Here is a 24,077-nt window from a genome sequence, read left to right as displayed (position 1 = left end):
GCCAACAGCATTTAATGGTTGATCTGTCCTTCTTCCAGTTGATACAGATTTGAAAGGTTTCTTCCCAATTCATCATAATCAAGACCATATCCAAGAACAAACTTGTTTGGAATCTCTTTTCCGATATAATCCAGCTTGAAATCTTTTTTGTAAACATCAGGCTTTAGTAAGAACGAAGCCAGTTTTACAGATTTCGGACGCTGTGTTTCCGTAAAATATTTGAAAAGGCTTTCAACCGTATTTCCTGTATCTACAATATCTTCCACAAGAATGATGTGGCGGTCTTTCACGTCTTTGGTAAGTTCCATTTTCTGGTAAACGATTCCTGTAGATTCTGTTCCTACATAAGAACTCATTTGGATGAACGCAATTTCGCATTCGCCCGGATAATATTTCAGAAGATCTGAAAAGAACATGATCACTCCGTTCAGAACACCAATGAAAACAGGAACTTCATCCTTATAATCTTCATAAATCCTTAAAGCTGTTTCTTTTACAATTTCCTGAATTTCGGCGTCCTTCAGATAAGGAACGAAAGTTTTGTCGTGAACTTTAATACTTTCCATAAAAAATTTTAGTAGGCGGCAAAGTTAAGGATTTTTGATCAAAATCTTTTCTACTTTTATTATGGATTTAATAAATAGATCGTTTAAAAATGTTAAAGGGAAAAAACTTGAACTCAAAATCTGTGATTGTATCGCGCTGCTTCGTCAGATCTTTGGATTTACCGCTTTTTATATATAAGGAATGCAAGCCCTGTTTATTATGATTATGGAAGAAATAGGGATTTTTTTTCCTGTTTGTCTTATTTTTTTATATGAAGATTTAATGTTTTTTATTTGGAAAAATTGAATAATTAATAATTTACTATCTTTGTACTTCCAAACCCAATAATAAAAGCATGTAGAATTCAGTTTCTTTCCGATTTACCAAAGCAGCAGCCAAAGTACTGCTGGAGTTTAATTTAACCATACTAAGAAAGAATCATGATTTTACTGCAAAATATATCCTACGGGTTTCCGGGAGGGAATCTCCTTTTTAATTCTATCAATTTAACCATACTGCCCCATACAAAATCAGCATTGGCAGGAAGCAATGGTGTTGGGAAATCTACATTTCTGAAAATTATTGCTCAGGAAATTCAACCTTTAGAAGGGAATATCACTGTTAAAGGCGATTTGTACTACGTTCCACAGATGTTTGGAAACCTTGACCATCTTACTGTAGCGGAATGTCTCAAAGTTGACAAAAAACTGGATGCTCTTCAAAAGATCACGAATGGTGAAGTGGATGAAGAATATTTTGAAACTTTAAATGACGACTGGGACATTGAGGAGCACTGTAAAAGTGCTCTGAAATACTGGAAACTTGAAAATTTAGATTTAAACCAGAAGCTGGAAAGCTTAAGTGGAGGTCAGAAAACAAAAGTTTTTCTGGCTGGAACTCAAATCAATGAGCCTGAAATTATTTTACTTGATGAACCAACAAACCATCTGGATCTGGAAAGCCGGAATCAGTTGTACAAACTCATTGAACAAATAAAATCAACTGTTGTTATTGTAAGCCACGACAGGAATTTATTGAATCTCGTTGAAGTTATATATGAATTAAGCAACCAGGGGATTTCAACTTATGGTGGAAATTATGATTTTTATGCCGGGCAGAAAGAAACTGAGCAGGAAGCTTTGAGTAATGACATTCATGCTAAAGAACGTGCTTTGAAAAAGGCAAAGGAAAAAGAGCGGGAAACTATAGAAAGAAAGCAAAAACTGGATGCCAGAGGGAAGCAGAAACAGGAAAAGTCCGGTGTAGCAAGAATTATGATGAATACCATGAGGAATAATGCTGAAAAGAATGCATCGAAACTGAAAGATGTTCACGCCGAAAAAATCAATGGTATTTCGGGAGAACTCCGGGATCTCCGTTCTTCACTGAAAAATGCTGACCAGATGAAGGTGAATTTTAATGACTCTAATCTGCATTCGGGTAAAATTTTAATTTCAGCGGAGGAAATTAATTTTAGATATAATGATGAAAATCTTTGGAAGGAGAATATCAGTCTTGAAATCAGAAGTGGTGACAGGATTTCTGTTAAAGGTTCCAATGGTTCGGGGAAAACAACATTGATAAAACTTTTACTGGGAGATTTGAAACCTTCCGTTGGAGAAATTTCGAGGTCGGATTTTCAGACGATTTATATGGATCAGGAATATTCTTTAATTGATAAAAATGCTACGGTTTATGAGTTTTCCCAACAATTCAATGATAATGCATTGTCAGAATCTGAAGTGAAAACATTGTTGTCCAGATTTTTGTTCGGGAAGGAAACCTGGGATAAAAAATGTGATGTTCTGAGTGGCGGAGAGCGTCTACGACTTCTTCTATGCGGGCTTTCCATAAGCAATAAAGCTCCTGATATGATTATTCTGGATGAACCGACGAATAATCTGGATCTTCAGAATGTAGAAATTCTCACGAATTCCATCAAAGATTATCATGGGACTTTGGTTGTGATTTCACATGATGAGGTTTTTCTGGAGGAGATTGGAATGGAAAGTGAGATTACCTTGAATTAATAAAAAGTATTTGCGTTGTCTGATGATTGATGTTCCCGCAGATTTTACAGATGACGCAGATGTTTATATCATATATACTTTGAAATCCAATAATATATATCATTGAAGACGTTTTCCCTGATTTCTTCATTGAGGATTTCATGACGCATTTCAGGATAGATTTTTGTACTTATATCTTTAAAACCATCTTCCTTTAAATAGTTAACTGTCTTTAATACGCCTTTGCTGAAATCCCCTATAGGATCATTTTGCCCGCTGACAAAAAGAAGAGGAAAAGATTTTGGAATATGAGCAGCCCAGTTTCTGGTCGTTGCTCTTTTATGAATACTAAACAATGCGTAAAAAGCATTATTGCTAAAAGGAACTCCACAGAGCTCATCTTCGGTAAAGGCTTTTCTGTTGGCAGAATTTACACTTAGCCAACTTGTATCACCAAAGTCTTTGTCTTTCTTAAAATGACTATTGTTGACTTTATTGAAAAGTGTATTGAGATAAGTAGGATGATGAGGTGCTATTTTATTGGCTAATGAGAGATAGCCTTTTACTAAACCTATACCGGCTAAAGGCCCGCCTGTTCCAACAATAACTGCTCCTGTAAATTTACTGCTGGTTCTCTGAAGAAGACATCTCGTGACAAATGATCCCATAGAATGGCCGAGTATAAAATGCGGAACATCAGGATATTGTTTGTGGAGGTGTTCACTCATTGCTTCTGCATCTGAAATAAGTTTTTCGTCGGGTTGATCAAGCTGGAAAAAACCAATATCTTTTTTATCATTCACAGACTTTCCATGTCCCAAATGATCGTAGGTGAGTACAACGAATCCGTGATTGGCAAAATATTCTGCAATTTCAGTATACCTTCCGCTGTGCTCCTGCATGCCATGAATAATGATAAGAGTAGCTTTTACAGAATCTATATCGGGTGTGAATAAAGTATAGAAAAGCTTTGTTTTGCTGTCGGAAGTTGGGGAGAGGTAGGATGATTTTTGCAATGTCATATAGGTTGTCTTTATTATTTCAGAAGACAATCAAATATACGTAATAATCTCCTTGTCTGAAATGTATTGATTGTATAATTAAATAATATATCTAACAAATTGATAAAAAATTATCAACTAAACTTTTAGGATAATTCTATGATTTCCACCCATCAAAAAAATAAAATCCCCTCATAATTTGCCCAGCCTATTTTTAAAAAGTAATTTTGCATGAATCTAAAATAAAAGTAAAATATGTCAACTTACGTAGTTGTAGGTCTTCAGTACGGAGATGAAGGTAAAGGAAAAATCACGGATGTTTTATCGGCTAAATCGGATTATGTAGTTCGTTTCCAGGGTGGAGACAACGCAGGTCACACGGTTTATGTAGGTGAAGAGAAATTTGTTTTACACCTTCTTCCTTCAGGAGTTCTGCAGTGCAAAGGAAAGTGTATCATTGCGAACGGAGTAGTGGTAAACCCGAAATCTTTCATTAAGGAGGTTGGCCAGATTGAGAGCAAAGGCTTGAAAACTGACCACATTTTTATCAGCAGAAGAGCGCATGTAATCATGCCTTACCACATTCTTCTGGATACTTACCGTGAAGAAGAACACGGAGGAACTCAGATCGGGACAACCAAAAAAGGGATCGGACCTTGCTATGAAGATAAAATTGCAAGAGTCGGAATCAGAATGATCGACCTTTTAAATCCTGAGATTTTAAGAGAGAAAATTGAAAAAAATCTTAAGATTAAAAACTCTCTTTTTGAAAAATACTACGGAAAACCGACTTTAGATGTAGAAGAAATTTATAATGAATTTTTAGAGATAGGAAAACAGCTTCAGGACAGAATTGTAGATACAGAAGTTGAATTGAATGAAGCCATCAGAGACGGTAAAAATGTTCTTTTTGAAGGAGCTCAGGCATTGATGCTGGATATCGACTTCGGAACATATCCGTACGTAACTTCATCTTCTCCGTCTACAGGAGGAGTTTGCTCAGGAGCGGGAGTTCCACCGACTTCACTTCAAAACCTTATCGGTGTTGCCAAAGCGTATTGTACAAGAGTAGGAAACGGACCTTTCCCTTCTGAACTTGACAATGAATTGGGAGAAAGCATCAGACAGATCGGAGGAGAATTCGGAGCTACAACCGGAAGACCAAGAAGAACCGGCTGGTTAGACCTTGTTTCTTTGAAGCATGCTTGTATGATCAATGGTATCAATAATTTGGTGATTACTAAATTAGACGTTCTTACAGGAATTGAAAACTTAAAGATCGTTACGCATTATAAAACTGAAGACGGAAAAATCATTGATTATTTCACTTCTTCAACAGAAAAATTATACAACTACGAACCAATTTACAAGGATTTACCGGGTTGGAGCGAGGATCTTACGAAAGTGAGAAGCTATGATGAACTTCCTGACAATGCTCAGAAATATATTGAATTTATCGAGCAGTATTTAGGAATCAATGTATACTTAGTTTCAGTAGGTCCTGAAAGAAGTCAGAATATCATCAGAAAAGAATTATTCTAAGAAATAAATACTATAAAAATAAAAAACGGCTGCTTACAATTTGTGAAGCGGCCGTTTTTATGTTCTGCAGGAAGGAAACTACAGTTTATCAGTCTGAAAAAGATGTATGAAGATAAAAAACAGAAGTATTGAAAGAACAGTCTGGAGAATTATTCTTTAAACGATGTTAATTTTAATGATTCACAATATTTTTCCTATTTTTATTGTATCAGATTAATTAAAACCAATATGAACAAATTTATTGCAGCCGCATTATTTTTCTGTACTTTCTGTTTCGGACAGCAGAATCAGGAAATAGAAAAACCGATCCGTAATTTATTCTCAGGGATGAAAAACGCAGATCCTGAACTGATGAAATCTGCTTTTGCAGAGGGAGCAATTCTTCAGACAATTGCTAAAGACGGAACTGTGAAAAACGAAAATGTACAGGAATTTATCACTTCCATTACCAAATTTTCAAAAGATGATCTGGATGAAAGAATTACTGTTGATGCAGTTCATACAGATGGCGGACTTGCAAGTGTTTTCACACCGTATTCTTTCTATTTTAAAGGTAAATTCTCCCATTGTGGGGCAAATAGCTTTCAGTTGGTAAAACAGGAAACTGGTTGGAAAATCCAATACATTATAGATACCAGAAGAAAAGAAAACTGTAAGGAAATAAAATAATGAGGAACCGGAATCTGATTTTAAACTATATTTTTATAGGCTGCCTGGTTATATTATTTTTGAATGACCACTTTTTTAAGTTTTATTATACAGGCTGGTTCACCGGAAAATTGTCGGATGTGGTAGGGATTATTTTGCTGCCAATGCTTCTTACCTATATTTTTCCGAAGCTGAAACAATATTCCGTTTTTGTGGCAGGTCTTTTATTTATCTTCTGGAAATCATCTTATTCAGAGGGTTTTATCAAGATTTATAATGTCGTATCACCTATTTCGCTGCATAGAGTGGTAGATTATACAGATTTGCTGGTTCTACTACTGCTTCCGTTTTCTTATATATTGATTAAAAATACCCGGTTTATTGATCATTTTGCTTTTAGAAAAGTAAATCCATCCTTTATATTGCTTCCTTCAATGTTTATTCTGATGGCAACTTCGCCCGGAAAACGATATTATGAATATGTGCCCTATACAGGAAATCTTTATTTTAATTATTCAGATTTTAAAATTAATAAGTCAAAAGACGAACTGTTTTCAGAGTTGAGAAAGAATAATATTGATATACAGAAGGATACAGTGCGAATTATAGCATTGAATAAAAGAAGGTTTTTGTATTCGGGGAAATTTGAACAGAAAAATCTCTATAATGATGAAAAAATCTACCATATTTCCGATGATTCTTTAAAAGCAGATATCTTCAGAGAAATAAAGATCGGTAATCAATATAAAATAGGGAATATTCAGCTGGGTGATCAGACTATCCGTGATATCCAGCTTGATCTGAGATCACTTGACAAGAATGTTACTTTAGTTATCATAAAATCTGCAAAAGTGGGAGAGAACCTGAAAGCTGAAGAAGTAGACAGAAAACTCAGAAAAATGTATAAAAAAATGCTGGCAGAAAAATTTAAAGCACTGTAAAAATGAAGATCCATCACATTGCCATTATTGGCTCAGATTATGAAATATCCAAGAAGTTTTATACTGAAATCTTGGGCTTAAATATTATCCGTGAAGTCTATCGGGAAGAAAGACAATCATACAAACTTGATCTTGCTATCGGAGATCATTATGTGATTGAACTGTTTTCGTTTCCTGATCCTCCACCAAGACCTTCCCGTCCCGAATCATGTGGTTTAAGGCATTTGGCATTCTCTGTAGAAAATGTACAAAGCAAAAGGGAAGAATTAGTTAAAAAAGGTCTTATCTGTGAAGATATTCGTATAGACGAATACACCGGAAAAGAATTTTTCTTTACCCAGGACCCGGATCAGCTTCCGCTGGAATTTTATGAAATGTAAAATTAAATTAGTGAGCGTAACCTGTAAAGAAGCTAACGGCCATAATAGCCAGTACTATTGAAGAAATGACTACATACACGTAGTCTTTTTCTTTTAAATACCCTATCAGTGCAAAAATGATTCTTACAAGAGGTGTGAAGATCAACAGCAATATTCCTAATTGGATAATAGCCATACCTTCTCCTTTACATAAAGAGCTCCAAAACATTCCCCATACTTTTTCAGAAGAAGAGCCCATGTCAAGAGAAGTATATTTTTCAGGCATTTTAAAACCTTCTGTAAAAAGCTTGATAAAACCTATCAATGACGTTATAACAGACAAAATAACGCCCAGTCTCAGAAGATTTCCTACCGAACGGTTCAGATCCACATCTGTAAAATTCTTTCTCATTATCTGAAGCTTTTATTGATACCGTTATACATCATATATACTGATAAGATGGTGATCACAATGGCAAAGAAGACTTTTAGTTTCTTTGTTTTGGATACCATCAGCGTTTTTGAACCAATGAAACTTCCTACTACCACACCAATCAATACCGGAGCTACAATTACGGGAATGATTTCACCTCTCTGGAAGTAAATCAGGGCGCTGGCTACAGCCGTTACACCGATCATAAAATTACTGGTCGTCGTAGAAACTTTGAATGGCAGCTTCATCATATTATCCATGGCAAGAACCTTCAAAGCACCGGAGCCGATTCCCAGAAGTCCGGACATGGCACCTGCAAACAGCATCATCAGGAATCCCGGAACTGTATTTCTTGCAGAATAGCTCTTTACAACTCCTTTATCCGGAAAAGTCCCGTACAGTTTCAGTTTTTCTTCAAGGCTTCCCTTTATCAGAGGTTCCTGGTGATCAGGTTTTCCCTTAAGGTTTAAAATAACCGTTAATAAAAGGATGCTGGCAAAAATAATTCCGATCGTATTGGGATTAAGCATTCCGGAAACCAGTGCTCCGATAATAGCTCCTGCGGTTGTCCCGATTTCCAGAAACATACCTATACGCATATTGGTAAAACCTTCTTTTACGAAAGCTACTGCGGCACCGGAAGATGTACCGATTACAGAAATTAAAGAAGCCCCAATGGCATAATGCATCGGAACGCCGAAACCCAGCGTCAGTAAAGGGATAATAATAACTCCTCCTCCCAAACCTGTAAGTGAACCTAAAAGACCGGCGGAAACTGCGCCGAGAAACAGAATGATGATTTCTGACATGCTACAAATATAAAACTATTGTAGTAGTCTGCCAAACGTTTAAAAAAGATAAATTTGACGTATTTTTGCAGATATGAAAAGTGAAATGAAATTATTTTATATCATTCTCGGTGCAACCCCCAAAGGAAGGAATATCGAACAGCATGACGTCTTTTTCGGAATAGCGGAAAATCTTAAAGATCTCGTTCCCGATATGAAAGATTTCTGGAAAGAAGCAGAAGGTAAAATTCATCTGGACTGCCATCAGGAAGTGAGATTTGCAGACGGATATGAGGTGAAAATTGTTGAAAAAACAAATCAGCCGTCTGAAGATCAGTTGTATTTTCTTAATCTGGGAGGGTACAAAAAAGGTTTTTTTGAAGAATTTCATGAACAGCATCTGATGGTTGGGAAATCAATGGGAGAGATTGTAAAGAGAGCAAAAGCTACGGAATTTTATGCCACAATGGGTTTTGAAGGAGCTGTAAGCCATATTGATGATAAACACGGTGTTGATATTGATGATATTCTTAATGTCAATGATATCCTTCCGGAAAAAATGAAAGAAAAATATTCCATTGTCCTAACAAAATCTGATGTTGAGAATCAGGAAAACCCAATTGGGCTTGGATATTTAAAGATTGATAAGGTTCAATAAACTTTCCTGCAAATAAATCTAATAGAAAAAATAAAAGTAAGAATGAAAATAGGAATTTTAGGAGGCGGACAGCTCGGAAGAATGCTGATACAAAGTGCACTGAAATATGATGACCAGTTTTATACGCTGGATCCGGCTTCTGATGCACCCTGCAACAGTATCTCACATTTTACACAGGGAAATTTCAACGATTATGATACTGTATTAAATTTCGGAAGAGATAAGGATGTTGTAACCATTGAAATAGAACATGTAAATGCTGATGCTTTGGCTGAACTAGAAAATCAAGGTATAAAAGTAGTTCCGAATTCTAAAATTATTAAAACAATTCAGCAAAAAATTCTTCAGAAACAGTTTTATAAAGCTCACGCTATTCCAAGCCCGGAATTTGAAGTGATGGACGGAAGTTCTGACGAAATTAAAATGCCGTTACCATTTGTACAGAAAATGAATACGGGAGGATATGACGGAAAAGGAGTTCAGGTAATCCGTACGGCTGAAGACATGAAAAATCTTTGGGTACAGGATTCTGTGATTGAAAAACTGGTAGATATCGACAAAGAACTTTCTGTAATTGTTGCAAGAAATGAGAACGGTGAAACAAAAGCTTTTCCTGTAACGGAAATGGTTGCCGACCCGAAGCTGAATTTGTTGGATTTCAACATCTGCCCGGTTTTCTTAACGGAAGAAATTCAAGGACAAATTAATTCTATCACAGAAAAATTCTTAAATGCAATTCATTCTCCGGGGCTTTTTGCTATTGAATTATTCCTTGATAAAAATGGAAAAGTATGGGTAAATGAAACGGCTCCAAGATTACACAATTCGGGACATCAAAGTCAGGAAGGTAATGCCAATTCCCAGTTTGAGCAGATGTACCGCGTAGTGAAGAATTTACCCTTAGCTGATACTGATACTCTTGGATACAGTGGAATGCTGAATCTTGTAGGAGCAGAAGGATATACAGGGAATGTAATCTATGAAGGAATGGATGAGGTACTTAAATTACCTAAAACATACGTCCATCTTTACGGAAAAACGGAAACCAAGCCCGGAAGAAAAATGGGACACATCAATGTGCTTGCAGATTCACGGGAAGAGCTTATGGAGAAGCTGGTGAAGGTAAAAAATATGGTGAAAGTTATTACTGAATAAACTTTAATATGAAAAAGATAGAAAAGAGCTGTAAAGATAATTACAGCTCTTTTGTTATTTTCAGAAAGAGAATATACACTTGCTTATGTCATACGCTTTATCAAATCAACTTGTTGTTGATTGTTTCTTTGCGTTCCTCAAATCTACAGTATGATAATTAAGCCTTTGTATGAAAAAAAATATCTCTCGCAGATTGAGCAGATTTTTTAAATGTAGGTTTAGATATTATTTTTTTAATTTTTCTATATGATTAAATGAAAAATATATTGATATTAAAATAAAATACGTATTTTCATAACGAAAAATCCTAAAATATAAAAATTAGGAAAAACATCAAAATACTATTTATTATGAAAAACTTAAAAAAAGTCTCAAGAGAAGCTTTAAAATCTGTAAAAGGAGGAATTACTCCGGAATGCGCACAATGGTGGAGCTCAGGGCAGCCATATTATTCAACTCAGGCAGCATGCCTTCAATCTCCAAACTTTGATCCTGAAATTAACTTTGGGTGTCATAATGCTTGCGGACGTTGGTATATACAATAAAGGTACCTGTTTGGTAGCTGAGGTCGGAAGATTTTTCTTCCGGCTTTTTTATTTAATGTCCTTTTCATCTGTTTTCTCAAAGACCTTCTTTTCTTCATTCCAGACAAAAGCCTTATAGTAAACACTTTCTTCTTCCGGAGACTCTTTACAGATACCTGCAATAAAAAGTCTGCTGCTTAGATCAAAAATTGCCCGGTCTTCTGCAAAGAGGCAGGAATTTTCTTCACCCAAAGGAAGGCTGTAAATTTTTCCATCGCGCACATCCATCATCATTCCCATGATACAGCTTGCCCCGCATCCGAAAATAACCGTGATATAATAGCTTGCAAAATCAGGAGTACCTGTTGCATAAGCTTCTTTAATTCTTGTTCTGAAATTGTATGCACCCTCATCACTGGAGAAATCCAGTTTTGCTTTTTTTATGAATTTGTAACTGGGTGAAGGGAATTTATTGAAAGTAAAATCATAAGCACCAACAGTAGGTTCTTTTTCCGGTTCTTCCGGCGGGGTATTTTCGGTTTCTTTTAAGCTGACTGTATCAGCTTTTATTTCTTCAGAAGCTTTAGCTGTAGCCGTATCTGTTGCAGAAAGCTGTGAAATCTTATTTTCAGCAGTATCTTTTTTTTCTTTGCATGAAAATAAGGTAAAAGCAACTATAGGTAATAGTATTATTTTGATTCTCATTGGTTGCATAGATTATGTTTTTTAGAAAGGCATAATGAGTGTTTTACCTTTATACTCACCCTTAACTATTTTGAAAAGAACAGCATATCCGCCGGCTCCATCAGAATTCACCATGTTAATATATAATGTTTCATTTTTCGGATCATAATAGCATGTGGCAAATTCAGTGTTGATATTGAACAGATTTTCAACCTCTTTTAGGGGAATTTGAAGTGTTTTTCCATTCATTTTTATGGAAATTAGCTTGTAATGAGTTTGAGGAATTGTTCCGTCGGTTCCCCATATATGCTGGCCCTTGAATTTATCTTCAATTTTTTGACCATTGTAGTCCGTGGAAGAAAAGAACTTCTTGTTTTCCTTGTAATTGAAGGGCTCAGATTCAATGATTATTTTGATATTTTTTGAATTAAAAACTGTCTTATTTTCACTGACAGCAGTTTGCGGAACAGATTCGTAGGATTCTAAAAACCGAATTCTTGAACTGTGAATATATCCGGAGAGCAGTTCCCCGTTTTTGTTTGTATAATCAGCATTTACCCAGTCTTTATTAGTTTCGTCAACGTTAAAAATATAAATAATTTCCTCTGAATTAATTTTTCCTACGATGCTGCTTTTCAGATCTGCATTTTTTCTCATATTCACATAGCCATCTTTGTCCACGATCTTTGCAAATTGGGAAAAAGACCACTGAAAGCTTAAAGCAGCAGCAAGCACAAATATTTTATCCGTTCTCAATATTTTTTTTATAAATTTAAACTAATTCTTATTATTTAAAGATCTTCTGAATCACATTCCCGATTTCCACAAAATCACCATGATTGCCTACAGAACGTATTTCCGGACTGTTTTCATCAAATTCTGAGAAAGGGAAAATCAACAGGTAGTTATTATCATTTAAATGCTTATTCAGCAGTTCGGGGATAAGTCTCATTCGTGGAATATAGGACTGCATACCTCGTTTGGCCATCAGAACAATCAAAGCTTCATCTTCTTTCAGTTTTGCAGCCGTTTTTTCACCGTCCTGCCAGGTGCTCATAATGATAAATTCTGCTTCTATATTGGCTTTTTTAATGATCCTCTGAAGAATATCCAAAATATTTTCAGGGGCATAAAATGTTATACTGGCACCGGAATTTCTTGCAATATTCCATACTCTCAGGAGAGCATGAAAGAAACCTGTTTCCTTATGGGCATTTTCCGGTATCATCACAGCATATTTTTTAATGGTGGAAAGAGGTTGTGCTGCATGATAAACCAATACGTTCACATCATCGTTCTGGAGATATCCGTTGTAAAGGTTGTAAACAAAAGAAGGAGAGAAGCCCTTTTCATCTTCCAGTCCGATGATAAGATCTGTAATATTCTGTTCCTTAATTACATTCTTCACTCCGTTAATCACATCATTATCATACCTTTTCAGGGCCTGTATTTTAACATCTGCGGCAGCGGCAGCATCTGTAGCCTGATGGAGAAGCTTTTCAGCATTTTTTACTGAAGATTCATTTTTGTCTTCGTTAATGACATTTAAGGCGAAGAGGTTTTCCGTATTCTCATGGGCTTTGATGAGGATACCCAGATTCACCATTCTTTCCACAGTTTCCTCATGATTGATGGCCAGAAGGATATTCTCTTCTTCATGGCTGTTTCCGGAAACGGTATCTTCATTATCACTTTCTGCAATCTTTTGTGCGCTTGCCATTGAAATAAAGGAAGATATTGTACAGGAAATAAGAATCAGAAGAATGCTTCCGTTCAGCACATGTTCATTTAGCAATCTTACCGGTTCACCAGTTTCGGTTTCGGAAAGAATAATATTGTATCCTACCATTACTGACGCCAATGTAGCTGCTGCCGAAGCTGAACTCAGCCCGAAGATGAGTTTTCCTTCGTCTTTGGTAAGTCTGAATGTTTTTTGAGTCATCACTGCTGAAAGATACTTCCCACCGATGGATGCAACAAGCATAATTCCTGCAACTTCCAGTGTCTCCCAGCTTTTAAAGAAAACTTTGAAATCAATAAGCATACCTACACTGATCAGGAAGAAAGGAATAAATATGGCATTTCCTACAAATTCCACACGGTTCATTAATGATGAGGTATGAGGAATAAGTCTGTTTAATGCCAGTCCGGCAAAGAATGCTCCTATAATGGCTTCTACTCCGGCAAGTTCAGCAAGCATTGCCGCCAGATAGATCATGACGAGAACAAAAATATACTGTGAAATTTTATCATCAACTCTTTTGAAGAACCAGCGTCCTATAATCGGGAATATGATCAGCACAATAAGGGCAAAGACAATAAAGGAAACGGAAAGTTTGATCCAAAATTCTGTACCTACATCCCCCTGTGACATTCCCACGATTACGGCAAGTACTAAAAGTGCCAGAATATCGGTAATCATCGTTCCGCCAACGGTAATATTTACCGCTTTATTTTTTGCAATTCCCAGTTTACTGACCAGCGGATAGGCAATCAGGGTATGCGAAGAAAAAAGACTGGCAAAAAGTATGGAAGTAAGAATCGAGAAATGAAGTAAATAATAACCTCCCAGATAACCCAGAATAAAAGGAACAATAAATGTGTAGAGCCCGAACGTAAGGCTTTTCCATTTATTCTTTTTAAAATCACCCATATCAATCTCTAATCCTGCAAGAAACATGATGTAAAGAAGGCCTGTGGTTCCCGTGACCACAATACTGCTGTCTCTGGCCAATACGTTGAAACCATTAGGTCCTATTACGGCTCCTGCAATGATGAGGCCCAGCAGATGCGGAACTTTAATTTTGTTTAAAAGCAGAGGAGCGGCAAGGATAATAACCAGTACCAACAGGAATTTTAAGACCGGGTCTTCTATAGGAAAACTCAGATTATGTATACTCAGTAAAATCATAGGTGTTTTTATTTGTTGGAACGTACTAATTCGACAGAAAATTTGGCTGTACAGCCATTATCGGTAATAATGGTTCTTGTTCCTTTCAGTTTGGTATCGGAAATATCATTAAGCAGAACATTCATTTCCACTTTTTTCTGCGAAGTGGAATCTGTTTTGAAGTTAAGCTTGATTTCGTTATTATCGAATTTTCCGGAATACACTCTCACCAGATTATTGTTATTGATGATTTTTGTTAAAAGATGAATAGAATCACTGTCGAATTCCCAGGTGTCCGTACGCTGATCACCCACTACATAATCACTGCAGTTGGATTCCGTACAGATGACTTTTCCATTCCACAGGCCTGAGATTTCTTCCGGCCACAATACGATCTTAACAGAATCTTTTTTTGAAAAAATGCTGTCTCTCATCTTTAAAAGAGACTGATATTCAGATTCTTTTTTTGCAAATATTTTTTCTTTTTCAAGTAGTTGTTTTTCCCTTTCCGTCAGATTTTTTTCCTTTTCCTTGTAATCACAACTGATCAAAAGTAGTGAGCCTGTAAAAAGAATGAAAAATGTGTTTTTAAGCATATTGTCAATGTTGAAGTAAACAATATAGTGAAAAATAGGGGAAATATAAAATTTACCTGTTTTGTGTACTTAATGGAGAAAATTTTTATTGAGATTGGGTTGTGTAAACCACCCCGTCAAAAATCCTTTGAATTTTTGCCACCCCTCCAAAGGAGGGGAATATGGAAGTAAATGTAATTACTTCTAGTTTCCGTTTTTTTATGCAATTTTCTGCTTTCTGAACATTTCCGGTTTATAGTTGATAATAAAAACCCCACAGATAATCATAATTGCAGCCAGAATAAATTTAAATGAAATCTTTTCATCCATAATCAGCCAACCCAGAAATATGGCAATAATAGTATTAACATAGGCTAATATTGAAACCTGTACCGGAGAAATTTTGGTTAGTGCGTAATGGAAGGCGAAAAATGCAGCAACAGAACCAAATACAGCCAGATAAAGCATTGCTGAAATACTTTTTAAAGTCCAGTTTTCAAAGTTATAGTTTTCTGAAAATAAAAAGGCGAAAATAACCTGTATAACTCCTGCAAACAGGAACTGATAAAAGAGATTCAGACTGATATTTCCACTTTGAATATTGAGTTTTTTCGTAAAAATAGTTCCCGAAGCCCATCCGGAAATAGCACAGAAAAGGAAGATCATTCCCATTCTGTATTGAGGGTTTGCAAGATCCTGTATGCCGTCCCAGAAAATAAAAATTATCCCACTAAAGCATAGCAGTACGCCTGCAAGAGCACGGAAACTGAATTTCTGTAAACCAACTGCAACACTTCCTAAAAATACTAAAATAGGGGAACAGGCACTAATTAATGAAGCCAGACTGCTGGATACGGTTTCTTCAGCAACAGTTGTCATTCCGTTTGCGACAACCAACATGAGTGAGGCAAAAATAACCTGATACCCCAGGTTTTTCCATCCAATCCATTTGAATTGCTTTTTTGAAAGAAGAATTGCAAGCATAATCATTGCTGCCAGAAACTGACGAATTCCCGCTACAAACCATGCCGGGATGGTTTCCACAGCTACCCGGATAGCCAAAAATGTTGTTCCCCAGACAACTGCAACAGTGAGAACGGCAAAAATAAGTTTATAATCTTTCAATGTGAATTTAGGTATAACGGACAAATATACCTGTTATGAAATAAAATGGATGGGTACAGTTGTTGCAATTTTTAAAGGTACAGAAGAGTTGATTATAGATTATGTAATTATAAAAAAAGAGTACATTAAAATGTACTCCTTTAATTTTTTAAGGTTGGAATCCTCCGCATGTGTCATAAGGGACGCATATCCATTTGCCGTTTCTAAAGCAAAGTTGGGATGAGCAGGCATCAATACCTCCTAATACTTTTTTTAGTTCTTCTTTTTTAAGCTTTTTTAAATTTTTCATTTTAAATAAATTTTATGTTGTTGGTAAAACAAATATTGGAAAAAAATAATAACAGTGTGTGAAAATTAACACAGTTTAACTCACTTGCCGGATATTTAATAAAGTGAAATATTTTTATCATTTATCAGTCTGTAAGAACCGGAGAGAAATGTATATTTTAAAAAAAGGTTATATTTCTTTATCTTTGACAATCTAATAAAAATTGAAGATGGTAGGAATTATTATGGGCAGCCAGAGCGATCTGCCAATTATGGAACAGGCTGCAAATTTTTTGAAAAGTCTAGATATTCCATACGAACTGACAGTAGTTTCGGCACACAGAACACCTGAAAGAATGTTTGATTATGCAAAGACAGCAAAGGAAAGAGGGCTTAAAGTAATCATTGCAGGAGCGGGGGGAGCTGCACATCTTCCGGGAATGGTGGCCAGCTGTACAACATTACCTGTGATAGGAGTTCCGATCTTATCCAGCAATTCTATTGACGGCTGGGATTCTGTATTATCTATTCTTCAGATGCCGGGAGGGATTCCTGTGGCGACTGTTGCTCTAAACGGAGCTTTGAATGCTGGAATTTTAGCAGTAAAAATTTTAGGAAGTGCAGATGAAGCAATTGCTGATAATCTTCAGAAATACCAGGATTCTTTGAAAGATAAAGTACTGGGAACTGTGGATGACATTAAAACGCAGCATCCTAATCAATATGATAAGTAGTAAAACAATGATCAATAAAAAACGCTCCGGATATGGAGCGTTTTTCTGTTATTCCTGAATCATATTATCCCTTGTATTTTTCTGAACGGAAATAGCTCCGAAAAGCGCGAGGAGAAACGCAAATGCATAAAACCCTTTTTCGCTTGGAAGTATGGTTGCATTCCAAAGCCCGATGGCAAGCAGTACAATAGAAGAAAGTGTTGCAAACCAACAGATACCATAATAAATGTCCGTAACCGGAATATTTTCTAACCTGTCACGAACAGCTTTCTGCAGGGAAACTACAGCAAACAAACCATAAAGAAGGATGGTGAAATAATATCCTTTTTCATTAAGCTGCATCTCTGCTCTGGCAAGACCAACAATAAAACCGATCATTCCTGCTCCCAATGCTACCCAAGATGCTGCTACGAATGCATTTGATACTCTTTGTTTTTTCATTAATTAAATGTTTTGTTTAAGGAGCTAAATATATTCATTTTTTCTAAGCTTAGTGATATTTATAGGAAAATATGGGTAAAATACGGAGATAAGATTGATAATAATGACTATCAGCTGGAAAGGTTTAAACCCGATAGGGTGTAAAAAGTGCTGAAAAAAAGACTCTTCAGAATTCTGAAGAGTCTTTTTATTATATAAGATTAAAAAATATTAATATCTGTAATACTCAGGCTTGAACGGCCCTTTTGCATCCACACCGATGTATTCAGCCTGCTCCGGAGAAAGAGTTTCCAGTTCAACGCTTAATTTTTTAAGGTGTAAAGCAGCTACTTTTTCATCTAAATGCTTAGGAAGCATATAAACTTCATTTTTATAAGCTGCAGAGTTGTTCCAAAGTTCGATCTGAGCAAGAGTCTGGTTAGAGAAAGAGTTAGACATTACAAAGCTAGGGTGTCCTGTTGCACATCCTAAGTTTACCAGTCTACCTTCAGCAAGGATGATTACTTCTTTACCTTCGATAGTATAGATATCAACCTGAGGCTTCACTTCAGATTTTGTCTGACCATAGTTTTTGTTTAACCAAGCCATATCGATTTCATTATCGAAGTGACCGATGTTACAAACGATAGCTTTATCTTTCATTTTAAGGAAATGCTCACCTCTTACAATGTTGAAGTTACCTGTAGTTGTGATGATAATATCAGCATTGTCTACAACTGTATCCAGTCTCTTAACTTCGTAACCGTCCATTGCAGCCTGAAGCGCACAAATTGGATCAATTTCAGTAACAGTAACGATAGAACCGGCTCCTCTGAAAGATGCTGCAGTACCTTTACCAACGTCTCCGTAACCGCAAACTACCACTCTTTTTCCTGCCAGCATAACGTCTGTAGCTCTTCTTACAGCATCTACTGCAGATTCTTTACATCCGTACTTATTGTCGAATTTAGATTTAGTAACTGAATCATTCACGTTGATTGCAGGCATTACTAAAGTTCCGTTCTTCATTCTTTCGTAAAGTCTGTGTACTCCTGTAGTGGTTTCTTCAGAAAGCCCTTTGATATCTTTTGTGAATTCAGGGTATTTATCGAAAACCATGTTCGTTAAATCTCCACCGTCATCAAGAATCATGTTTAACGGTTTTCTATCTTCACCGAAGAATAGAGTCTGCTCAATACACCAATCGAATTCTTCTTCGTTCAGACCTTTCCAGGCATAAACCGGAATTCCTGCAGCAGCAATAGCAGCAGCAGCGTGATCCTGTGTAGAGAAAATATTACAAGAAGACCAGGTAACTTCAGCTCCTAAAGCCACCAATGTCTCGATAAGCACAGCAGTTTGGATCGTCATGTGAAGACATCCGGCAATTCTTGCTCCTTTTAAGGGTTGGGATGGTCCGTATTCTTCACGGATAGACATCAGACCTGGCATTTCTGCTTCGGCAAGGGTAATTTCTTTTCTTCCCCATTCTGCTAGGGATATGTCCTTCACTTTGTAAGGAACGTATTGTGTTGTAGTACTCATATGTAATGAATAAATTTAAATTCAGTTGATAACGAAGTGCAAAATTACAATTAATAATTAAGATAAAAAAACGGCAGGCCAAGTTCTGGTTATGAGATTATACATGATTTAATATTATTTAGTCTTAATATAAATAATTATTTTTGTTCAGATAAATTTTATACTATGAATCATACAAATACTCAGGAAGAGGCCAACAGAAAAGCAAAGCCGGTTGCCCCAAAAGTAAAGGAGCTGATAGAACGTACCAAAAGTGTGATTTTGGCTACAACAGATGCTGAAGGAAATCCAAATTCAAGCTATGCGCCTTTTGTACAGGTAGATCATACATTATACATCCTGGTATCTTTTATGGCAAAGCATACTAAAAACCTTGCAGACGGGAGAAAAGCTTCTGTAATGTTTATTGAAGATGAATCTGCAACAAAACAGATTTACGCCAGAGAAAGATTAACAATCGAAGCTGCACCTTCACAGATAGAAAGAGATACTGAAACCTGGAATACAGTTGTTACCAGGTTAAAAGAAACACACGGGAAAGTGGTAGATGTCATTTCTGAAATGGGCGATTTTATTCTGATTGCTCTGCAACCTGTAAAAGGTTCTTATGTGAACGGATTTGGGAGTGCTTATTTCGTGGATCAGAATCTTGAAATTCTTGAGCATAGAAATGATGTGAACCATCAGACCAGATAAATAATGAAGAGGGAAGTGTGAAGATAGAAGTTTATAAAGAGTAAGTAAAGAAAATATCTGTTTTTAATACTTAAATTCTGTTTAATTAAAACCTAAAGCAGTTATTCGGCAGTCAGTAACCTCCATCTTCATGCTTCACGCTTCTGTCCTCTTTCAGCTTCCACATCTTTTCACTACTTTTATCGAATAAAAAAACGATGCCCCTTTACCGAGATTTTTCAGATGACAATGCCACAATTCTTGTATGGAAATATGATGAAAGTGAAGAACTTGATATCAATGAGCTGCTGGAGCCTGAAAATGCTGAAAAGGTAAAAGATTATCATCCCAAAAAGCTTCTGGAAGTACTCATGGTGCGTAAGCTTCTGAAGGGCTTAAAGCCTCATTCCAAAATATTATATAAAGAAAGAGAACCTTTTCTGTCACCTAAAGATGCGGAAATTTCCATTACCCATTCATTTCCTTTTGCTGCCATTGCAGTTTCCAAAAACAAAATAGGAATCGATATTGAAAAATTCAACCCGAAGATCTTAAGGGTTATTGATAAATTCACCTATGAAAATGAAAGAGGATTCATTCCTGAAGATCATTCTGCAGCATTCTATACTATTATTTGGAGTGTGAAGGAAAGTATGTATAAAATCCATCACTCAAAATACTGGTCCCTGAAAAAAAATTATGAAGTGAAGCCATTTGAGCTTAAGCATCTTCATAAGATAAGCTGCAGGGTTTATGACGATCAGTTTTCGGATGAGTTTAAAGCAAGAGTAGAATTTTTTGATGATTATTGTTTTACGATTGTGGAGGAATAGAATTGGTTTCGTTTCTGTATTTTTCAATTACTTTTCTCTGTTCTTTTGCTACATCATAGATAAGTTCCAGGATATCATGAATATTTTTCAGCTCTGTTAAATGTGAAATTTTATCAGGATCCCTTCTGTCAACAAGATCATTTTCTTCGATTTCCGTTTTTCTTTTCAGAAGCATATCTTCAATGGATGAATCTTCAGGCTCCAGACGGCTTTCCATCTTTAATGCTTCATTAATTTCATTTCCATTGAGTAAAACAGAGGTCTGCTGCATTTCTGCCTCTATCTTTCTGCTCCAGCTTTCGGCATCTATTTCAGGATATTTTTCGTTGTTTTTGGAGTATTGGGAAAGAGAAGCAGTATACGCTGTCATCAGGTGTGAAGTTGCTACAAACTGATGTACAACTTCCAGCTTTTTCTGTTGGTTTTTCGGCTCAGAGATCATTCTTTGAAAATTGTCCGAAAGATTGGCCAGTGAAATAATAGCATTTTTCCGTTTTACCTTATAATCCTCAATATCAAAATTTCCCTGTAAGAACTTGGAAATAACACTCTCAAAATAAATCAGATTATCTGTTGCAGACTTCTTCATTAAATCAAGATTCTGAGTGTGTTCCCACACGGGAAGTACAATATAGGAAACAGCAAAAGCAATCACTCCTGCGATAATAGTATCCAGAATTCTGTCTTTAAAGATTATATCTACATTTCCGGGACTTAAGAAATTAAAGCTGAGAAAAACATAGATTGTCATAAACAGCACAGCCCAGAAATAACGTCCTTTCAGAAAACTGAAACACATAATCATGCTCAAAAGCAAAATCGTAAATAAAATACCATTGATATGTATAAAATGTAAGATTGTATAGGCAATAACTGCTCCTGCAATAGTACCATAGAGACGGAGAAGGTTCCGCTTTTTGGTAATGGAGTAGGCGGGTTTCAATATCGCTGTGATGGTGATAAGTATCCAGTAAGTATGACCAAGCCCCAGGAAATCAAACATAGAAAAAAGATATCCTACAAGAAGGGCAGTAGTGATTCTTATTGCATGTCTGAAGTGAGAAGACGATAATGAAATATTATTCCTTAAAACTTTGAAATTAAGCTTCTCTTCATTAGGCATGAATTTTTTTAAATCTAATCCTGTGGAAAGACTTTTGGCCAGTTTCACATCCTGGGAAAATACTTTATAAATCTCATTGATCTCTTTTGTGATTTCGTTGATGCGCATCAGGATCTGACGGAGAATCATAAAATTTTCCAGGTTATCAGGATTCAGCTGTTTATTGCGTAACTCGAAATAATGATAATTCAGATTTTTCAGCTCAAGTTCCAGATCATATATGGGTTTGGCTCTTGTTCCTATTTGTAATGAAATTCCAATATTGGTAATTTCTTCGGCAAGCAGGTTGAGGTAATCGTGGATATTGACCAGGATCATGCTGTCTTCAAAACTCTGTTGCAGTTTCTGGTAATCACTTTCGGAAGTCATCAGTTTTTCATGAAGGTCCATAGAATTCAAAAACATCAGCATCAGTAGCCGGCTGGTTGTTGTGGACTCATTTACAATAGTCCTTGTTTTGAAGACTGTTTCTCTTGTTTCTTCCTGAAGGTTTTTGATACCAATCTGCTTGGCAATAACCTGAGTGGTTAATTTATCAAAGTCTGGATTTTTCTGATAATAGTTGGCTTTAATCTTTAAAAATTCAGCAAGCTGGAGATAATTTTCCCCAATCATCTGTCCTGCCAGTTTATAGGGCTGGATGGTCGTAACCACAAGGAAAATCAATAGAAACCAGATACAACCGGATGCGAAGATGAGCAGACTTTTAAAAATATTGCCTCCCGTAAGATGTCCATCGATAAAGATGGCAAGAACAACAAGAGACAATGAACCCACGGCAGCAAGCCTCTGTCCATAAACCCCGATGAGAGAAAAAAATATTCCGAATACAATGATCTCCGTTATGACCAGAACTTTAAAATTCATGACCAGACTGGCAATAAGTGCCACAAAAACAAAACAGACAATGGCAAATGTAAGTGCATTTCTCCTCCTGATAAATGGTCCGGGCTGATCACAAAGTGCTACGAAGCTGGTTCCGAGAGGAAAAAGGAAATATTCTTTCAGAATTCCAAAATGGGCGAGAACCAAACAAGGCAGAACAGTTGCCAGCGTAATTCTGATTGCAGAATATACGTATTGACTGGTAACGAATTTTTTGAGCTCTGCCGAATAGTTCATACTGCAAAATTAATTATTGGAAATAAGAAAAGCCTTATAAAAATGAGACTTTTGCAAACTTATCTATTATATTTCTGTAATAAATTGTCAATTGGTAATTGAGTAGTGCTCTAATGCAAATTTAATGCTGGAATTGTATTATTACCGTTGAAAAATGAATTGTAAATGTCAATAGTGAATTTATAGGGGTCTTAATAATTCATAACCAAAGCCAATTCACTATTGGCATAAAAAAAGCCTCATCATAATGAGGCTTTTTATACTGTATAATGTTCTTAATAATCTACATTAGATGTTTCATCACCAATGTTCCAGGTAAGACCGAAACGAAGTGTGTTATCTAAAGCTGTATTGATTTTTGACATATTGATCAGGTAAGAAACATCAAGTCCGAAAGAACGGTATTTTAACCCGATACCGGCTGTCGCAAACTGTCTTGCTCCCTGCTCTTCACTTTCGTGGAAGTAACCTGTTCTTACAGAAAATGCATTGTCATAAGAATATTCCAAAGCACCGCTGTACATGATACTGTTCTTATTTTTGAAAGATTTTCCAATTCCGGCAATAGGACCTACATTCGGAATTTCGTATCTAGGCTGTCTTGTATTTGGATCTATTCCTACATATTCCGATCCCGGAACCAGAATTTTTGAACCTTCCACACTAAGACCGATTCTGTTCATATCATCCAGGTACATATCATAACCAACCCCTAATCTGGCCATAGTAGGCAGATAAGATCTGGATTCTTCATTTCCTGTATAGTCTAATTTCGGACCTAAGTTCTGAATAGCGAAACCAGCATTCACTTTACCGTCATATCCTCCGAAGCTTGAAAATCTTGGAGAAGTATAGTATCCTGAAACATCTACTGCAAAACTGTTGGCAGCTTTAAGCGTAGTATCTGTGTTGAAACCTCCGGCTAAATCTGAACGGATGAATCTACCGGTAACAGCCATTGAGTATGAGTCAGAAAGTTTCAGACCATACGCAACGTCAATGGAAAATTCATTAGGTTTTGAGGTACCCATAGAAGTTACTTCTGAACCTACCAATTGGGTAAGGTCTACTTCACCCATATTGAAATAATAGATACTTGCAGAGATTGTAGATCTTTCTTCCTGTCCCAAAAATTTATGGAATGCACCATATAGTAAGAATACATCATTGGTAAGTTTTCCCATATATGGTGTATAGTTAAGACCTATGGAAGAACTTGTTCTGCTAAAAGGATATTTTGCCGCATTCCAGAATTGTGAAAATGCATCCGGTGAAGTTACCACCCCTTGGTCTCCCATACCTCCAGCTCTTGCATCTGGTGCAATTCTTAGAAAAGGAGCTCCGGTCAATACTGGATTTATTTTACTTAAATCTTGCGAATAGCCTAAAAAACCAGCACTTAAACCAAATCCCAAAAGCAGTTTAGTAGTTAAATTCATATGTTGTCTTTTATATATTATCAGTTTTTTATAAATATTAT

General features: G+C 36.2%; 25 protein-coding genes. 11 read left to right on the top strand and 14 right to left on the bottom strand.

Going from position 1 to position 24,077, the window contains the following annotated elements:
* Positions 1-11: 11 nt before the first annotated feature.
* The gene (locus ACQWU4_RS05205) at positions 12-566 is read right to left on the bottom strand and encodes a phosphoribosyltransferase (RefSeq protein ID WP_040998776.1); all 555 of its coding nucleotides are present in this window, start codon (positions 564-566) and stop codon (positions 12-14) included.
* Positions 567-986: 420 nt separating this feature from the next.
* Between ACQWU4_RS05205 and ACQWU4_RS05200 the strand changes: the two genes are divergently transcribed.
* Positions 987-2,576: an ABC-F family ATP-binding cassette domain-containing protein gene (locus ACQWU4_RS05200; RefSeq protein ID WP_429934703.1), complete on the top strand. Its 1,590-nt coding sequence runs from the start codon at positions 987-989 to the stop codon at positions 2,574-2,576.
* Positions 2,577-2,644: 68 nt separating this feature from the next.
* Here ACQWU4_RS05200 and ACQWU4_RS05195 read toward each other — a convergent pair whose 3' ends face one another.
* Positions 2,645-3,577 (bottom strand): alpha/beta fold hydrolase, encoded by a 933-nt coding sequence (locus ACQWU4_RS05195; protein WP_429934702.1) that lies wholly within the window; start codon positions 3,575-3,577, stop codon positions 2,645-2,647.
* Between the two features lie 234 nt (positions 3,578-3,811).
* Here ACQWU4_RS05195 and ACQWU4_RS05190 point away from each other — a divergent pair, with 234 nt between their 5' ends.
* The 4 genes from ACQWU4_RS05190 to gloA2 all read left to right on the top strand — a co-directional run bounded on the left by ACQWU4_RS05190 (position 3,812) and on the right by gloA2 (position 7,067).
* Positions 3,812-5,098: an adenylosuccinate synthase gene (locus ACQWU4_RS05190; RefSeq protein ID WP_429934701.1), complete on the top strand. Its 1,287-nt coding sequence runs from the start codon at positions 3,812-3,814 to the stop codon at positions 5,096-5,098.
* Positions 5,099-5,326: 228 nt separating this feature from the next.
* On the top strand, positions 5,327-5,767 hold the full coding sequence (locus ACQWU4_RS05185; RefSeq protein WP_429934700.1) for a nuclear transport factor 2 family protein: 441 nt from the start codon (positions 5,327-5,329) through the stop codon (positions 5,765-5,767).
* Positions 5,768-5,886: 119 nt separating this feature from the next.
* Complete coding sequence (locus ACQWU4_RS05180) at positions 5,887-6,687, top strand: hypothetical protein (protein ID WP_429934699.1); 801 nt, start codon at positions 5,887-5,889, stop codon at positions 6,685-6,687.
* A 2-nt stretch (positions 6,688-6,689) separates the two neighbouring features.
* The gene (gloA2, locus tag ACQWU4_RS05175; RefSeq protein ID WP_429934698.1) at positions 6,690-7,067 is read left to right on the top strand and encodes an SMU1112c/YaeR family gloxylase I-like metalloprotein; all 378 of its coding nucleotides are present in this window, start codon (positions 6,690-6,692) and stop codon (positions 7,065-7,067) included.
* Between the two features lie 7 nt (positions 7,068-7,074).
* Here gloA2 and ACQWU4_RS05170 read toward each other — a convergent pair whose 3' ends face one another.
* Both ACQWU4_RS05170 and ACQWU4_RS05165 read right to left on the bottom strand, forming a co-directional pair.
* Entirely contained in the window at positions 7,075-7,458 is a 384-nt protein-coding gene (locus ACQWU4_RS05170; protein WP_429934697.1) for a DUF1634 domain-containing protein, read from the bottom strand.
* Positions 7,458-8,288: a sulfite exporter TauE/SafE family protein gene (locus ACQWU4_RS05165; protein WP_429934696.1), complete on the bottom strand. Its 831-nt coding sequence runs from the start codon at positions 8,286-8,288 to the stop codon at positions 7,458-7,460. Before ACQWU4_RS05165 ends, ACQWU4_RS05170 begins: the two co-directional genes overlap by 1 nt.
* Positions 8,289-8,373: 85 nt before the next feature.
* Between ACQWU4_RS05165 and ACQWU4_RS05160 the strand changes: the two genes are divergently transcribed.
* The 3 genes from ACQWU4_RS05160 to ACQWU4_RS05150 all read left to right on the top strand — a co-directional run bounded on the left by ACQWU4_RS05160 (position 8,374) and on the right by ACQWU4_RS05150 (position 10,625).
* Positions 8,374-8,925, top strand: a complete 552-nt coding sequence (locus ACQWU4_RS05160; RefSeq protein WP_429934695.1) for a DUF1543 domain-containing protein — start codon at positions 8,374-8,376, stop codon at positions 8,923-8,925.
* Between the two features lie 42 nt (positions 8,926-8,967).
* Positions 8,968-10,080: a 5-(carboxyamino)imidazole ribonucleotide synthase gene (locus ACQWU4_RS05155; RefSeq protein WP_429934694.1), complete on the top strand. Its 1,113-nt coding sequence runs from the start codon at positions 8,968-8,970 to the stop codon at positions 10,078-10,080.
* A 350-nt stretch (positions 10,081-10,430) separates the two neighbouring features.
* Positions 10,431-10,625, top strand: a complete 195-nt coding sequence (locus tag ACQWU4_RS05150) for a bacteriocin-like protein (RefSeq protein WP_429934693.1) — start codon at positions 10,431-10,433, stop codon at positions 10,623-10,625.
* Positions 10,626-10,673: 48 nt separating this feature from the next.
* On the opposite strand, the gene ACQWU4_RS05145 is transcribed toward ACQWU4_RS05150, so the two are convergent.
* The 6 genes from ACQWU4_RS05145 to ACQWU4_RS05120 form a co-directional block, all read right to left on the bottom strand.
* Positions 10,674-11,309, bottom strand: a complete 636-nt coding sequence (locus ACQWU4_RS05145; RefSeq protein ID WP_429934692.1) for a hypothetical protein — start codon at positions 11,307-11,309, stop codon at positions 10,674-10,676.
* Between the two features lie 21 nt (positions 11,310-11,330).
* Entirely contained in the window at positions 11,331-12,044 is a 714-nt protein-coding gene (locus tag ACQWU4_RS05140; RefSeq protein ID WP_429934691.1) for a hypothetical protein, read from the bottom strand.
* A 31-nt stretch (positions 12,045-12,075) separates the two neighbouring features.
* Positions 12,076-14,199 carry a cation:proton antiporter gene (locus tag ACQWU4_RS05135; protein ID WP_429934690.1) on the bottom strand — a complete coding sequence of 708 codons (2,124 nt, stop codon included), beginning with the start codon at positions 14,197-14,199 and terminating at the stop codon, positions 12,076-12,078.
* Between the two features lie 8 nt (positions 14,200-14,207).
* Positions 14,208-14,774, bottom strand: coding sequence for a hypothetical protein (locus ACQWU4_RS05130; protein WP_429934689.1), 567 nt, complete (start codon positions 14,772-14,774; stop codon positions 14,208-14,210).
* A gap of 198 nt (positions 14,775-14,972) precedes the next feature.
* The gene (locus ACQWU4_RS05125; RefSeq protein WP_429934688.1) at positions 14,973-15,878 is read right to left on the bottom strand and encodes a DMT family transporter; all 906 of its coding nucleotides are present in this window, start codon (positions 15,876-15,878) and stop codon (positions 14,973-14,975) included.
* Between the two features lie 148 nt (positions 15,879-16,026).
* On the bottom strand, positions 16,027-16,167 hold the full coding sequence (locus ACQWU4_RS05120; protein WP_429934687.1) for a bacteriocin-like protein: 141 nt from the start codon (positions 16,165-16,167) through the stop codon (positions 16,027-16,029).
* Positions 16,168-16,375: 208 nt separating this feature from the next.
* Here ACQWU4_RS05120 and purE point away from each other — a divergent pair, with 208 nt between their 5' ends.
* Positions 16,376-16,879, top strand: coding sequence for a 5-(carboxyamino)imidazole ribonucleotide mutase (purE, locus tag ACQWU4_RS05115; protein ID WP_429934686.1), 504 nt, complete (start codon positions 16,376-16,378; stop codon positions 16,877-16,879).
* Positions 16,880-16,927: 48 nt separating this feature from the next.
* Here the strand turns inward: purE and yiaA are convergent, their stop codons facing one another.
* The gene (gene yiaA / locus ACQWU4_RS05110) at positions 16,928-17,320 is read right to left on the bottom strand and encodes an inner membrane protein YiaA (protein WP_429934685.1); all 393 of its coding nucleotides are present in this window, start codon (positions 17,318-17,320) and stop codon (positions 16,928-16,930) included.
* A gap of 210 nt (positions 17,321-17,530) precedes the next feature.
* A complete protein-coding gene (gene ahcY, locus ACQWU4_RS05105) occupies positions 17,531-18,844 on the bottom strand; it encodes an adenosylhomocysteinase (protein WP_429934684.1) in 1,314 nt (437 codons plus the stop codon).
* A gap of 165 nt (positions 18,845-19,009) precedes the next feature.
* Here ahcY and ACQWU4_RS05100 point away from each other — a divergent pair, with 165 nt between their 5' ends.
* Positions 19,010-19,540 carry a HugZ family protein gene (locus ACQWU4_RS05100; protein ID WP_429934683.1) on the top strand — a complete coding sequence of 177 codons (531 nt, stop codon included), beginning with the start codon at positions 19,010-19,012 and terminating at the stop codon, positions 19,538-19,540.
* Between the two features lie 197 nt (positions 19,541-19,737).
* On the top strand, positions 19,738-20,352 hold the full coding sequence (locus ACQWU4_RS05095; RefSeq protein WP_429934682.1) for a 4'-phosphopantetheinyl transferase superfamily protein: 615 nt from the start codon (positions 19,738-19,740) through the stop codon (positions 20,350-20,352).
* Here the strand turns inward: ACQWU4_RS05095 and ACQWU4_RS05090 are convergent.
* Both ACQWU4_RS05090 and porV read right to left on the bottom strand, forming a co-directional pair.
* Positions 20,333-22,597 carry an FUSC family membrane protein gene (locus ACQWU4_RS05090; RefSeq protein ID WP_429934681.1) on the bottom strand — a complete coding sequence of 755 codons (2,265 nt, stop codon included), beginning with the start codon at positions 22,595-22,597 and terminating at the stop codon, positions 20,333-20,335. The two genes, ACQWU4_RS05095 and ACQWU4_RS05090, sit on opposite strands and share 20 nt — an antisense overlap.
* A 275-nt stretch (positions 22,598-22,872) precedes the next feature.
* Positions 22,873-24,036, bottom strand: a complete 1,164-nt coding sequence (porV, locus tag ACQWU4_RS05085; protein WP_429934680.1) for a type IX secretion system outer membrane channel protein PorV — start codon at positions 24,034-24,036, stop codon at positions 22,873-22,875.
* Between the last annotated feature and the right edge of the window lie 41 nt (positions 24,037-24,077).

The organism is Chryseobacterium sp. MIQD13 (genome assembly GCF_050496705.1).
Lineage (GTDB): Bacteria > Bacteroidota > Bacteroidia > Flavobacteriales > Weeksellaceae > Chryseobacterium.
Note: the sequence above shows the minus strand (reverse complement) of the source record. Positions and strands in the feature narration are given on the sequence as shown.

Coding starts and splice junctions, on each gene's coding strand:
- yiaA (WP_429934685.1), bottom strand. CDS start 17,320: ATGAAAAAACAAAGAGTATCAAATGCATTCGTAGCAGCATCTTGGGTA.
- ACQWU4_RS05195 (WP_429934702.1), bottom strand. CDS start 3,577: ATGACATTGCAAAAATCATCCTACCTCTCCCCAACTTCCGACAGCAAA.
- ACQWU4_RS05145 (WP_429934692.1), bottom strand. CDS start 11,309: ATGAGAATCAAAATAATACTATTACCTATAGTTGCTTTTACCTTATTT.
- gloA2 (WP_429934698.1), top strand. CDS start 6,690: ATGAAGATCCATCACATTGCCATTATTGGCTCAGATTATGAAATATCC.
- ACQWU4_RS05165 (WP_429934696.1), bottom strand. CDS start 8,288: ATGTCAGAAATCATCATTCTGTTTCTCGGCGCAGTTTCCGCCGGTCTT.
- ahcY (WP_429934684.1), bottom strand. CDS start 18,844: ATGAGTACTACAACACAATACGTTCCTTACAAAGTGAAGGACATATCC.
- ACQWU4_RS05190 (WP_429934701.1), top strand. CDS start 3,812: ATGTCAACTTACGTAGTTGTAGGTCTTCAGTACGGAGATGAAGGTAAA.
- ACQWU4_RS05170 (WP_429934697.1), bottom strand. CDS start 7,458: ATGAGAAAGAATTTTACAGATGTGGATCTGAACCGTTCGGTAGGAAAT.
- ACQWU4_RS05200 (WP_429934703.1), top strand. CDS start 987: ATGATTTTACTGCAAAATATATCCTACGGGTTTCCGGGAGGGAATCTC.
- ACQWU4_RS05205 (WP_040998776.1), bottom strand. CDS start 566: ATGGAAAGTATTAAAGTTCACGACAAAACTTTCGTTCCTTATCTGAAG.
- ACQWU4_RS05095 (WP_429934682.1), top strand. CDS start 19,738: ATGCCCCTTTACCGAGATTTTTCAGATGACAATGCCACAATTCTTGTA.
- ACQWU4_RS05090 (WP_429934681.1), bottom strand. CDS start 22,597: ATGAACTATTCGGCAGAGCTCAAAAAATTCGTTACCAGTCAATACGTA.
- ACQWU4_RS05185 (WP_429934700.1), top strand. CDS start 5,327: ATGAACAAATTTATTGCAGCCGCATTATTTTTCTGTACTTTCTGTTTC.
- ACQWU4_RS05160 (WP_429934695.1), top strand. CDS start 8,374: ATGAAATTATTTTATATCATTCTCGGTGCAACCCCCAAAGGAAGGAAT.
- purE (WP_429934686.1), top strand. CDS start 16,376: ATGGTAGGAATTATTATGGGCAGCCAGAGCGATCTGCCAATTATGGAA.
- ACQWU4_RS05130 (WP_429934689.1), bottom strand. CDS start 14,774: ATGCTTAAAAACACATTTTTCATTCTTTTTACAGGCTCACTACTTTTG.
- ACQWU4_RS05155 (WP_429934694.1), top strand. CDS start 8,968: ATGAAAATAGGAATTTTAGGAGGCGGACAGCTCGGAAGAATGCTGATA.
- ACQWU4_RS05135 (WP_429934690.1), bottom strand. CDS start 14,199: ATGATTTTACTGAGTATACATAATCTGAGTTTTCCTATAGAAGACCCG.
- porV (WP_429934680.1), bottom strand. CDS start 24,036: ATGAATTTAACTACTAAACTGCTTTTGGGATTTGGTTTAAGTGCTGGT.
- ACQWU4_RS05120 (WP_429934687.1), bottom strand. CDS start 16,167: ATGAAAAATTTAAAAAAGCTTAAAAAAGAAGAACTAAAAAAAGTATTA.
- ACQWU4_RS05100 (WP_429934683.1), top strand. CDS start 19,010: ATGAATCATACAAATACTCAGGAAGAGGCCAACAGAAAAGCAAAGCCG.
- ACQWU4_RS05150 (WP_429934693.1), top strand. CDS start 10,431: ATGAAAAACTTAAAAAAAGTCTCAAGAGAAGCTTTAAAATCTGTAAAA.